Source organism: Pantoea sp. AG702 (genome assembly GCF_003182295.1).
Classification (GTDB): Bacteria; Pseudomonadota; Gammaproteobacteria; order Enterobacterales; family Enterobacteriaceae; genus Pantoea; species Pantoea ananatis.
Genome location: NZ_QGTU01000001.1, coordinates 356,395 through 368,583 on the forward strand (window position 1 = coordinate 356,395; position 12,189 = coordinate 368,583).

Consider the following 12,189-nt stretch of genomic DNA (forward strand, 5'->3'; position numbering starts at 1 on the left):
TTTGCGATAAAATTCATCGTCTGTGCGACAGAATTACCCGTTCTTATGTTAACAGTGGGATAGCGCGGGGCTGAGCGCTAGGAAAGGGCAATAAAAAACGGAGCCGAGGCTCCGTTTTTTGTACTGCAGCAACAAAACTTAGAACTGGTAAACCAGACCAACACCAACTACGTCATCGTTAGGAATGCCGAGTGGGTTGTTTTTGTCCAGCTGGTTGATTTTGTAATCAACGTAGGTGGCCATGTTTTTGTTGAAGTAGTAGGTTGCGCCCACATCGAAGTATTTGTAGATATCAGCATCACCGATACCTTCGATGTCTTTGCCTTTAGACTGAACGTAGGCCAGAGATGGACGCAGACCGAAGTCGAATTGATACTGTGCGACCAGTTCAATTTCTTGTGTTTTGTTAGCGAATGCATCACCGCTAAATGTTTGACCATTAACGTTGAACACACCGGTAATTGGCGTAGAGTTACGGGTTTCACCGTACATTGCTGCCAGGTAAACGTTGTTAGCGTCATATTTCAGAGCCGTTGCCCAGTTTTCTGCATGCTTACCAGCACCAACGCCTGCGCCACGAGCGGTGACAGCGTTGTTGTTACTTACGGAACCGTCTGACTGGGTATTAGTACGATCGCTGCTGCTGTAAGCACCAACGATACCTACACCGATTGGAGAGGTGTAAGAGGTTGAAATACCGTAGCCATCACCGTTTGCACGGCGGGTATCAGTGCGGTCATTTTTGCCCTGATACTGAAGCGCAAAGTTCCAACCATCCACCAGACCAAAAAAGTTGGTGTTGCGGTAGGTCAGCAGACCGGTGCTACGACCGTTCATGAAGTTATCAGAATAACCTGAGTCACCACCGAATACGGGCAGCATATCGGTCCAGCCGATTGCATCATAAACCACACCGTAGTTACGGCCGTAGTCGATTGAACCTGCATCACCGAATTTCAGACCAGCGAAGCCCAGACGGGTTTTGTTGCCGCTCTGAGCATCAGAACCTTCAGAATTGTTCGCCTGAACGTTGTATTCCCACTGACCGTAACCGGTCATCTGGTCATTAATCTGGGTTTCACCTTTGAAACCGAAGCGAACATAAGTCTGATCGCCATCGTCGCCAGCGTTATCAGAAAAAGTATGACGTGCATCAGCTTTACCGTACAGGTCCAGCTTGTTGCCGTCTTTGTTATAAACTTCTGCTGCGTTGGCTGCGCCGGCGGCGAGCAGAGCAGGGATAACCACTGCCAGAATGTTGCGCTTCATCATTATTTATTACCCTCATTGGAGTTATTTGGACACCTGCCACTGCTGTCAAGAAAACTTTACGTGAACCTTGAAAGAAGTTTGGTGTCTCCTGTGTCTGCACGCATCTTTCCATCCCCCATCGGGTAATTCTACTGCGAAAATGCTACAAAAGTCGTAATCTTGTTTCAAATATAAAAAATGTATTACAAGATGTAAAAATAACGGAACTTTGTGAGTCATATCAAAATTTACAAAAATAAAAAAAGGCCGGCGATGCCGACCTCTATATATATATGAATTTCTTATATTTAATGCTGAAAATCAGAAGCTCGCGTTGCGTGGCGTCCGTGGGAAGGGGATAACATCTCTTACATTTTGTACGCCGGTGACATAGGCGATTAAACGTTCGAAACCTAATCCAAACCCTGAATGTGGCACGGTGCCATAGCGACGCAGATCGCGGTACCACCAGTAATCTTCTTTTTTCAGCCCCATCTCTTCCAGACGCGCATCCAGCACATCCAGACGTTCCTCACGCTGAGAACCGCCAATAATTTCACCAATACCCGGCGCTAACACATCCATCGCGGCCACGGTTTTCCCGTCGTCGTTAAGGCGCATGTAGAACGCCTTAATGTCCTTGGGATAGTTTTTCACTACCACAGGCGCTTTGAAATGCTTCTCGGCAAGATAACGTTCGTGTTCAGAGGACAGATCGATGCCCCACGACACCGGGTTCTCAAAGGTCTGCCCGCAGTTCATCAGGATATCGACGGCATCGGTATAATCGACCTGGGCGAAATCGGTGGTAACAAAACGCTCCAGGCGATTAATCGCATCGTTGTCTACGCGCTCGGCAAAAAATGCCATATCGTCTGCACGCTCATCCAGCACGGCTTTGAAGACATACTTGAGCATGGCTTCCGCCAGGGCTGCCGCATCGTCTAATGAGGCGAAAGCGATTTCCGGTTCCAGCATCCAGAACTCTGCCAGATGGCGGCTGGTATTGGAGTTTTCCGCACGGAACGTGGGGCCGAAGGTGTAGATTTTCGACAAGGCGCTGGCGTAGGTTTCACCGTTCAACTGCCCTGAAACCGTCAGGAAGGCCTCTTTCCCGAAGAAATCCTCCGAATAGTCGACTTTGCCCTGCTCGTTGCGCGGCAGGTTTTCCATGTCCAGCGTCGAAACACGGAACATCTCACCGGCCCCTTCAGTGTCAGAGGCGGTGATCAGCGGCGTGGAAACCCAAAAGTAGCCGTTCTCATGGAAGAAGCGGTGCAGCGCCTGGGCCAGGGTATGACGAACGCGCGCCACGGCGCCAATCAGGTTGGTACGCGGACGCAGGTGGGCCACCTCACGCAGGTATTCGATACTGTGACGTTTTGCCGCCATTGGGTAGCTGTCGGGATCTTCTACCCAGCCCACGACCTCCAGCTTTGTCGCCTGAATTTCGAATGCCTGACCCTGACCCGGAGATGCAACGACCTTACCGGTGACGATGACGGAACAGCCGGTGGTCAGGTGCAGCACTTCGTCCTGATAATTATTCAGAGAATTATTGACGACAGCCTGAACGGGATTAAAGCAGGAGCCGTCATAGACAGCGATAAAGGAAAGACCGGCTTTGGAATCTCTTCGGGTACGCACCCAACCACGTACGGTGACTTCACTGTCAACCGCGACGCGACCGTGCAGTACATCCGCTACAGGCACTACGCTCATAAATATCTCTCTATATAGAAGAAGTGTGTGAATGAATTCCCCAGACTGGGGTGTAGCTATGTTACTTGTGAGTCAACAGGAAACAAGCAAAATTCAGGGGAATAACCGATTTATTGCAGGAAGGCGGGGCGCGATAACGCCCCGATAACAAAGACGCTAGCTGGCTTTTTTAACTAGTGGCAGATCAAAGGCTTTTCTCAGGGCCTTAACGAACGCTTTATCCTGACAAATGGTTTTACCTGGGCTGTCGGAAAGCTTGGCGACCGGCTTACCATTACATTGCACCAGCTTAATCACGATATTGAGCGGCGTAACGCCAGGAATATCACAAGTCAGGCGCGTGCCGATGCCGAAGACGACGTTGGTACGCTGACCAAAGTGGCGATACAGCGCCAGCGATTTATCCAGATTGAGGTTATCTGAGAACACCAGCATTTTCGTGAGCGGATCAATACCTAACTTCTGATAATGGGCCAGCGCTTTTTCGCCCCACTCAACCGGGTCACCTGAATCGTGGCGCAGCCCCTGGTAACGGCGGGCGAACACCGGGCCGAAATCGCGCAGGAAGGCATCCATGGCGATACAGTCCGTGAGTGCAATGCCCAGCTTGTCGTCATATTCATCCAGCCAGGCCTGTAAGGCAGCGCGCTGACTGTTCGCCAGTACCGGACTGATTTGCTGAAAAGCCTGGAACCACTCGTGGGCCTGGGTACCCACTGGCGTGAGTGCGAGGCGACGGGCCAGGTCGTAGTTACTGGTGCCCATCAGCCAGGGAAAATCCTGTTTCAGCGTGCTGACGATCGATTCCTGCACATCCTGGGAATAGCGGCGGCGGGTACCAAAATCCATCAGGCGAAAACGTGACATGTCAGTGTCGGCAACCTGAGTCTTAAAGGTAGCGAGTTTCTGATGCAGAAAATCCACGGCCTGCTGGCTGCTGATGGCCGGTGTACGGTGGCGATGGACCACTTCACTGATCAAGGCCAACAGGGGGACTTCCCACATGATCACTTCCCGCCAGGGGCCCTGGATACGAATAGCCAGCTTGCCATGATGATTGCGAACTTCTACCTGCTGCGGGTCGTAGCGAAAATTTCGCAGCCAGTTAAGGTAGTCATCAGCAAAGAAGGGCAGATCAGATAACCAGGCATATTCAGCATCGGTCAGCGCCAGTGCCTGCATGGCGTCAATGGCTGTACGGATCTCGTCAGCATAAAAACCCAGCAATTCGTCGCTACGGCAGCGAAACTCCGCGGCCACCGTGACATCATGGTAACGGTGGAATACGGCTTGCTGCATATGGAGCTTATAAGCATCCGTATCCAGCAGCGAAGTCAGTATCGGGGAAGCATGTCCTGTCATGGCGCGTTTCGGCATCCTGTTCGGTGGCGCAGAGCCCGGTGTATTAAACGTCGTAAAAGACGCAAAAGTATAAATCACTAAGAGACAGCGATCACAGCATATTTCAGGATAGCGAGTCGAGGACGAAATGTGTCATTGTTAACAAATTGTAGCCATTTTACCTGATGTGCACGTTGTGCATGCTAAGCTCGGCGCATCATGCTTAGACGTTTGACGCGTAAGGCTTATACTTGAGTGAATAATACAAAGACGTTGATGAATAACTACTTAATGCGGGACGGAATATGACGCAGCAGCCACAAATAAAATATCGACACGATTATCGTGCACCAGACTACACCATCACCGATATCGATTTAACCTTTGAACTCGATGAAAGCACCACGCGGGTGACGGCGGTGAGTCAGGTTAAGCGTCAGGGAGACAGCCAGGCTGAACTGCGTCTGGACGGCGAAGATCTGACGCTGATCTCGCTGGAAGTGGATGGACAGGCCTGGACGGCCTGGCGTGAAGAGGCGGGTTGCCTGGTGCTCAGCCAGTTACCGGACAGCTTTACGCTGAAAATCGTCAATGACATTCATCCCGATCGTAACAGTGCCCTTGAAGGCTTATACAAATCGGGTGAAGCGCTCTGTACCCAGTGTGAAGCCGAAGGCTTTCGGCATATTACTTGGTATTTAGATCGCCCCGACGTGCTGGCACGCTTCACGACCACCGTCATTGCCGACGGCAGCCGTTATCCTTTCCTGCTGTCTAACGGAAATCGCATTGATAGCGGTCAGGACGACAAGGGCCGTAACTGGGTGAAGTGGCAGGATCCGTTTCCTAAGCCCTGTTATTTGTTTGCGCTGGTCGCGGGCGATTTTGACGTGCTGCGTGACAGCTTTACTACGCGTTCGGGTCGGAATGTGGCGTTGGAGATCTTCGTCGATCGCGGCAATCTGGATCGTGCCGACTGGGCGATGACGTCATTAAAGAACAGCATGAAGTGGGATGAGGAGCGTTTCGGCCTGGAGTATGACCTCGACATCTTTATGATTGTTGCGGTGGACTTCTTCAACATGGGGGCCATGGAGAATAAAGGGCTTAACGTTTTCAACTCCAAATACGTGCTGGCCAAAGCCGAAACCGCCACCGATAAAGATTATCTGGGGATTGAGGCGGTCATCGGTCATGAATATTTCCACAACTGGACCGGTAACCGTGTGACCTGTCGCGACTGGTTCCAGCTGAGCCTGAAAGAGGGGCTGACCGTGTTTCGCGATCAGGAGTTCAGTTCCGACCTGGGATCGCGTGCGGTAAACCGAATCGATAATGTGCGTATTATGCGCGGCGCGCAGTTTGCCGAGGACGCCAGCCCGATGGCGCACCCTATCCGCCCGGATCAGGTTATCGAGATGAACAACTTCTACACCTTGACGGTGTATGAAAAGGGATCAGAAGTGATCCGTATGATGCACACCTTGCTGGGCGAAGCGAATTTCCAGAAGGGCATGCAGCTCTATTTCGAACGTCATGACGGTAGCGCGGCGACCTGTGATGATTTCGTTCAGGCCATGGAAGACGCGTCTAACGTTGATCTTTCCCAGTTCCGTCGCTGGTACAGTCAGTCAGGCACGCCTACGCTCTCGGTACGCGATGACTACAATCCGGAACTGGAGCAGTACACGCTTCACGTGACGCAGCACACGCCGCCGACGGCCGAGCAGAAAGAGAAACTGCCTCTGCATATCCCGCTGGACATCGAACTGTATGACGGACAGGGTAAGGTCATTCCGTTGCAGCATAACGGTCATCCGGTGCATAACGTGTTGAACGTAACGGAAGAGTTCCAGACCTTTATTTTCGACAACGTTTACTTCCAGCCGGTGCCATCGCTGCTGCGTGAGTTTTCCGCGCCGGTGAAGCTCGACTACAAGTGGAGCGACGCGCAGCTGACGTTCCTGATGCGTCATGCAAGCAACGATTTTTCACGTTGGGACGCGGCGCAAAGTCTGTTGGCAACCTACCTGCGTCTCAATGTCGCGCGCCATCAGCAGGGCCAGCATCTGTCGCTGCCGTTGCATGTCGCTGATGCCTTCCGCACGGTGCTGCTGGATGCCAACAGCGATCCGGCGCTGACCGCTCTGATTCTGTCGCTGCCTGGCGAAAACGAAATCGCCGAACTGTTTGAGATTATCGATCCTCAGGCAATTGCACTGGTGCGCGAAGCTCTGGTTCGTACCCTGGCGCGGGAACTGGCAGATGAATTCTTTGCCGTTTATAACGCCAATCAGCAGGCGGAGTACCACGTTGATCATGCGGAAATCGGCAAACGTTCGCTGAAGAACATCTGTCTGTACTATCTGGCGTTTGGTGATATGGATCTGGCGGATAAACTGGTGCAGGCGCAATACCACCATGCCAATAACATGACGGATTCCCTGGCGGCACTCTCCGCTGCGGTGGCGGCACAGTTACCCTGCCGTGATGCGCTGTTAGCCGACTATGATGAGCGCTGGCACAAGGATGGCCTGGTCATGGACAAATGGTTTATGTTGCAGGCTACCAGCCCGGCGCAGAATGCCTTACTCAACGTGCGCCGTTTACTGTCACATCGTTCCTTCAGTATGGGCAACCCGAATCGCATCCGTTCACTGATTGGCGCTTTTGCTTCGGGTAATCCTTCCGCCTTCCACGCCGAAGACGGCAGCGGATATCGTTTCCTGGTGGAGATGCTGACGGATCTGAACACCCGCAATCCGCAGGTGGCTTCGCGTATGATTGAGCCATTAATTCGTCTGAAACGTTACGATGCCCACCGTCAGGCGCTGATGCGCCAGGCGCTGGAACAGTTACAAGGACTGGATAAACTGTCGGGCGATCTGTACGAGAAAATCACCAAGGCACTGAATGCCTGATAAGAAACGGCGGGCAAATGCCCGCCGTTTCTTTAACGCTGTTGCGCGTAGCGGGGAGGCTTTTCTGCCGCGCCGCGGCGCATCACCCGATCCAGCACTTCGGCTTCCAGCTCTGCCAGACGCGCCGAGCCTCGCCGCCGTGGCCGGGGCAAATCGACCTGCAAATCCAGTCCTATCTGGCCTTCCTCTATCAGTAATACCCGATCAGCCATCGCGACCGCTTCACTGACATCGTGCGTGACCAACAGAACCGTGAAGTGGTACTGCTGCCACAGCGATTCGATGAGCTCCTGCATCTCGATTCGCGTTAAGGCGTCCAGCGCACCCAGAGGCTCATCCAGCAACAGCAGGCCGGGACGGTGAATTAACGCCCGGGCCAGTGCCACGCGCTGTTTCTGCCCACCGGATAAAGCGGCAGGCCAGTCTTGCGCTCTGTCCGCCAGGCCTACCGCTTCCAGCGCCTCCAGGGCGGCTTTACGCCATGCCTTGCCACGCAGGCCGAGAGCGACGTTATCAATCACTTTTTTCCACGGCAGCAGTCGCGCATCCTGGAACATTAACCGGGTTTCTTCACGTGCGGTCTGCAGCGGCGCATTGCCTGCCAGCAGCTCGCCCTGGGTCGTGCTTTCCAGACCGGCCAGCAGACGCAGCAGGGTGCTTTTACCGCAGCCGCTGCGGCCGACTACGGCAACAAACTGGCCGGAAGGAATATGCAGATCGATATGATTCAGAATGGTGCGTTCACCGTATTTTTTACTGACGCCCTTCACACCTACGGGGGTACCCGCATTCAGACGCGCCGGGCTGGCGGAGTTTATCATGCTGTTTTCTCCTGACGTTGATAGGCCGGATGCCAGCGTAACCAGACGCGTTCCAGCAGCAGTGCGCTGACATCAGCCAGTTTTCCCAGCAGGGCATAAAGAATAATGGCGACCATCACCACATCGGTTTGCAGAAATTCACGGGCATTCATGGCCAGATAGCCAATCCCTGCGTTAGCCGAAATTGTCTCGGCGACGATCAGGGTCAGCCACATCAACCCCAAAGCAAAGCGGACGCCCACCATGATGCTCGGTAACGCACCCGGTAAGATCACCTGAACAAACAGGCTCCAGCCGGATAAGCCGTAGCTACGGGCCATCTCAACCAGCCCACGATCCACATTACGAATACCGTGATAGGTATTCAGGTAGATGGGAAACAGCGTACCCAGCGCCACCAGAAAAATTTTGGCTGACTCATCAATGCCAAACCACAGAATGACCAATGGGATCAGCGCAAGATGGGGCACGTTACGTAACATTTGCAGCGAAGTATCCAGCAAACGCTCACCCAGTCGCGAAGTGCCGGTAATTAATCCCAGTACCAGGCCGAGCGATCCGCCAATGCTGAAGCCAAGTAACGCTCGCCAGCTGCTGATGGCGAGATGCTGCCAGAGCTCTCCGCTGACAGCCAACTGCCAAAAGGTCGTCACAATCTTTTCCGGCGCTGGCAGGATACGGCTGGACAACCAGCCGGTCTGTGACGCAACTTGCCAGACCACCACCAGTAACACCGGCAGCAGCCAGGGCACCAGCGCCGCTGAGAAGGATTGACGTAGTCTGGTCATCGTTATCTCCTCATGCCCGCGCGGCTTTTTTCTCTGGCGTAAAATCATTGGCGACCGCTTCACCGTGCGCCTGAACAACACGAGGCTGGGGAATCTGGGGAATAGCCAGATCCAGATGGGGGAACAGCAGCTCGCCGACGCGATAAGCCTCTTCCAGATGCGGATAACCAGAGAGAATAAAGGTTTCAATGCCCAGGGCTTCGTACTCTTTCATGCGAGCCGCTACGGTAGGCGCATCGCCAACCAGCGCGGTGCCTGCCCCGCTGCGCACCAGCCCAACGCCAGCCCAAAGGTTGGGGCTGATTTCCAGTTTATCGCGGCGTCCGCCGTGCAGGGCGGCCATGCGCTGTTGGCCTACCGAGTCGGTGCGCTGGAAGGCACTTTGTGCTTTGGCGATGGTGGCATCATCCACATTCGCGATCAGCTTATCGGCTGCCTGCCAGGCTTCCTCATTGGTTTCTCGCACGATGACATGCAGCCGGATGCCAAACCGGACTTTTCGGCCCTGTGCTGCGGCTTTCGCCCGCACCTGCTCAATTTTTTCTTTCACCAGTGCAGGCGGTTCTCCCCAGGTGAGGTACACATCAACCTGTTCGGCAGCCAGATCCTGAGCGGGCTCTGACGAACCCCCGAACCACAGCGGCGGACGAGGCTGCTGTACCGGCTTAAACATCAGACGCGCACCTCGTACATGCACGTGCTTGCCTTCGTAATCCACCGTTTCGCCTTCCAGCACGCGGCGCCAGACGCGGGTAAATTCGGCCGATTCTGCATAGCGCTCACGGTGGTCAAGAAAGACGCCATCACCGGCCAGTTCCTCGGGATCGCCCCCGGTCACCAGGTTGAACAACGCGCGTCCGTTGGAAAGACGATCGAGCGTTGCAGCCTGACGCGCCGCCTGGGTGGGGGAAATCACGCCAGGACGCAGCGCGACAAGGAAGCGCAGACGCTGCGTAACGGGGATCAGCGATGCCGCCACCAGCCAGGCATCCTCGCAGGAACGCCCGGTAGGGATCAGTACGCCGCCAAATCCCAGACGATCGGCAGCCTGGGCAACCTGTTGTAAATAGGCATGATCAACCGGACGCGCGCCCTCAGCCGTGCCAAGATAATGGCCGTCACCATGGGTTGGAAGGAACCAGAATACGGAAACACTCATTTTTCTCTCCTTATTGCGTCACGGCCTGGGGATGCCAGATGCGCTCGGCAATCGATACTTTTACGGGAATCAGATGATTGGCATAAAACAGATCGGCGGTTTTCTGCTGCATAGCAACCGTGCGCGCACTGACCGGACTGACCGGGCTGGGTGGACGGTGGTCCAGGTTGCTGGCAATGACGGCCTCAGGCAGACCGATCGATGTCGAAAGCAGATGAATACTCTGGTCACGTTCGCTACGCGTCAGGGCTTCGGCATCACTAAAGGCTTTTAACGTCGCTAAGACGAAGTCATTGTGTTCCTGCGCAAAATGGCGGGTTGCAAGGTAGAACGGTCCCGTCTGGTTCAGCGTGGTGCCGTCTTTCAACACGCGGACATTGCCCTGAAGCAGTACGGCAGAATAGTAGGGGTCCCATATTGCCCAGGCGTCCACGTTACCCTGCTGGAAAGCGGCGCGCGCATCGGCTGGCGTCAGATAAACCGGCTGGATATCTTTGATACTGAGACCCGCTTCTTCCAGCGCACGCAACAGCAGATTGTGCGAGCTGGAACCCTTTTGGAACGCCACCTTTTTGCCTTTGAGATCGGCAACCGACTTCAACGGACTGTTCTGGCTGACCAGGATGACCTCAGCTTTCGGCTTAGGCGGCTCTGAGCCGATATACAGCAAATCCGCCCCGGCTGCCTGGGCGAAAATAGGCGGAATATCACCGGTGCTGCCAATATCAATACTGTTAACGTTCAGCGCTTCCAGCATTTGCGGTCCGGCCGGGAATTCGATCCATTGAATACGGGTAGCAGGGAAACGCTTCTCCAGCAGCTGATGCTCCTTGGCCAGCACCATACTGACCGATCCTTTTTGATAGCCGATGCGAACCTGTGCAGGGGCGGGTTCTGCGGCATTCACCTGCGCGCCTGCCACGAACATCCCTGCCATTAACCACGCGCTGATTATTCGTTTCATCATTGTTTCCTTACACAGCCAGGGCAACGGGCTGATGACGTCGGGACAGCGCCAGCCAGAACGTGTGCACCGCTTCCTCCAGACGGGTAGCCAGTACCGGATCCAGTTCCGGCTGGCGATCATAGTGATGAATTTGTTTATCTTCGGCGTAAACACCATGAAGCACTTCTTCGGCTTTCAGGGCGTTTAATACGGGCTTGAGTGCGTAATCCAGGGCCAGCATATGGCCAGCGCTGCCCCCGCTGGCTAACGGCAGCACCACTTTGTGGGCCAGCGCGCGTTCAGGTAACAGATCCAAAACGGTTTTTAGCGCGCCCGAGAAAGACGCCTTATAAACCGGCGTGGCAATAACCAGGCCATCAGCCTGAGCCAGGTCTTCGCTCAGGGCGAGAATAGCCGGGGAATCGAAGCGGGCGTTGATCAGATCCTCAGGCTGAAAGTTATGAATATTCCAGGGAATAACCTCAACACCGGATGCTTCCAGTTTGCGCTGGCACAGCGCTAATAACGATGTGGACCGTGAAGGAAATCTCGGACTACCTGCCAGGGTGAGCACTCTCATTACGACTCCTTATAACTGAAAGTTATTGATTATCTTTTGTTGAGAACTGATGCTTTCATCCTGGCAGAGGCGACGGCACGGCTTAAATGATTTTTCTGACAATCTAAAGGTGAAAACCGGCAAAAGGCCTGAAGCGAGACCGCCGCGTCTCTGAGAAAGACCTGATGCGACAAATCTTAAAAACGCCAGGACGGGCGAGTCGATACATTAATCCGGGTGAATAAAATTCGTTTAAACCTGGAAATCCGTACATTTGGTTACTTGAGTATCAGAAAAGTGAAACATTCAGGTGAAACGAAAAACACGCCTTTCGCTTTTTTAAATTCACAGGAGGAAGGAAAAAGAAAAAAGAATTAAAATTCAACGTTATTTAACGCGATGGCGAGAGGGGATTAGGAATAGTTGCATCAGGCGGTGCGTGTTAAGCGCAGCAGTCTGGCGAAGTTTTTAACAACAATTCATTTTTAGTTACAGATGTCCAGCCTGAAAACACCCTGAACAGACGGCCGTGCCTAAATGGTTCCTCAACGGGGAGATGATTATCAGCGAGCTATTCTTCAGATTTTCTAACCATGGTTTTTGTCACATTCGGACCCTGTTGAGATTGAGGCAGGCATTTTAGTCATTCAGGCAGTAAAATGTCTCTGCTCAATGTAAGCG

General features: G+C 53.7%; 9 protein-coding genes. 1 reads left to right on the forward strand and 8 read right to left on the reverse strand.

The window, feature by feature from the left end:
• Positions 1-138: 138 nt before the first annotated feature.
• The 3 genes from ompF to pncB all read right to left on the reverse strand — a co-directional run bounded on the left by ompF (position 139) and on the right by pncB (position 4,335).
• A complete protein-coding gene (gene ompF / locus DFO57_RS01665; protein ID WP_047715533.1) occupies positions 139-1,272 on the reverse strand; it encodes a porin OmpF in 1,134 nt (377 codons plus the stop codon).
• Between the two features lie 300 nt (positions 1,273-1,572).
• Positions 1,573-2,973: an asparagine--tRNA ligase gene (asnS, locus tag DFO57_RS01670; RefSeq protein WP_072137920.1), complete on the reverse strand. Its 1,401-nt coding sequence runs from the start codon at positions 2,971-2,973 to the stop codon at positions 1,573-1,575.
• A gap of 156 nt (positions 2,974-3,129) precedes the next feature.
• Positions 3,130-4,335: a nicotinate phosphoribosyltransferase gene (gene pncB / locus DFO57_RS01675; protein WP_024470935.1), complete on the reverse strand. Its 1,206-nt coding sequence runs from the start codon at positions 4,333-4,335 to the stop codon at positions 3,130-3,132.
• A gap of 284 nt (positions 4,336-4,619) precedes the next feature.
• Between pncB and pepN the strand changes: the two genes are divergently transcribed.
• Positions 4,620-7,235, forward strand: a complete 2,616-nt coding sequence (pepN, locus tag DFO57_RS01680) for an aminopeptidase N (RefSeq protein WP_014606183.1) — start codon at positions 4,620-4,622, stop codon at positions 7,233-7,235.
• A 32-nt stretch (positions 7,236-7,267) separates the two neighbouring features.
• Here pepN and ssuB read toward each other — a convergent pair whose 3' ends face one another.
• Genes ssuB through ssuE form a run of 5 tightly spaced genes read right to left on the reverse strand, consistent with a single transcriptional unit; the run spans position 7,268 to position 11,529 of the window.
• The gene (gene ssuB, locus DFO57_RS01685; RefSeq protein WP_015700642.1) at positions 7,268-8,056 is read right to left on the reverse strand and encodes an aliphatic sulfonates ABC transporter ATP-binding protein; all 789 of its coding nucleotides are present in this window, start codon (positions 8,054-8,056) and stop codon (positions 7,268-7,270) included.
• Positions 8,053-8,844, reverse strand: a complete 792-nt coding sequence (gene ssuC, locus DFO57_RS01690; RefSeq protein WP_014606182.1) for an aliphatic sulfonate ABC transporter permease SsuC — start codon at positions 8,842-8,844, stop codon at positions 8,053-8,055. The genes ssuB and ssuC overlap by 4 nt, the downstream gene beginning before the upstream one ends.
• 10 nt (positions 8,845-8,854) lie before the next feature.
• The gene (gene ssuD / locus DFO57_RS01695) at positions 8,855-10,003 is read right to left on the reverse strand and encodes an FMNH2-dependent alkanesulfonate monooxygenase (protein ID WP_014593339.1); all 1,149 of its coding nucleotides are present in this window, start codon (positions 10,001-10,003) and stop codon (positions 8,855-8,857) included.
• Positions 10,004-10,013: 10 nt separating this feature from the next.
• The gene (locus DFO57_RS01700; protein WP_014606181.1) at positions 10,014-10,967 is read right to left on the reverse strand and encodes a sulfonate ABC transporter substrate-binding protein; all 954 of its coding nucleotides are present in this window, start codon (positions 10,965-10,967) and stop codon (positions 10,014-10,016) included.
• 10 nt (positions 10,968-10,977) lie between these two features.
• Positions 10,978-11,529, reverse strand: coding sequence for an NADPH-dependent FMN reductase (gene ssuE, locus DFO57_RS01705; RefSeq protein WP_013025264.1), 552 nt, complete (start codon positions 11,527-11,529; stop codon positions 10,978-10,980).
• Positions 11,530-12,189: the final 660 nt, after the last annotated feature.

Bases quoted from the DNA above. Each gene is read 5' to 3' on its own strand.
- pncB (WP_024470935.1), bottom strand. From the start codon at position 4,335: ATGACAGGACATGCTTCCCCGATACTGACTTCGCTGCTGGATACGGAT.
- ompF (WP_047715533.1), bottom strand. From the start codon at position 1,272: ATGATGAAGCGCAACATTCTGGCAGTGGTTATCCCTGCTCTGCTCGCC.
- ssuE (WP_013025264.1), bottom strand. From the start codon at position 11,529: ATGAGAGTGCTCACCCTGGCAGGTAGTCCGAGATTTCCTTCACGGTCC.
- ssuC (WP_014606182.1), bottom strand. From the start codon at position 8,844: ATGACCAGACTACGTCAATCCTTCTCAGCGGCGCTGGTGCCCTGGCTG.
- pepN (WP_014606183.1), top strand. From the start codon at position 4,620: ATGACGCAGCAGCCACAAATAAAATATCGACACGATTATCGTGCACCA.
- ssuD (WP_014593339.1), bottom strand. From the start codon at position 10,003: ATGAGTGTTTCCGTATTCTGGTTCCTTCCAACCCATGGTGACGGCCAT.
- ssuB (WP_015700642.1), bottom strand. From the start codon at position 8,056: ATGATAAACTCCGCCAGCCCGGCGCGTCTGAATGCGGGTACCCCCGTA.
- DFO57_RS01700 (WP_014606181.1), bottom strand. From the start codon at position 10,967: ATGAAACGAATAATCAGCGCGTGGTTAATGGCAGGGATGTTCGTGGCA.
- asnS (WP_072137920.1), bottom strand. From the start codon at position 2,973: ATGAGCGTAGTGCCTGTAGCGGATGTACTGCACGGTCGCGTCGCGGTT.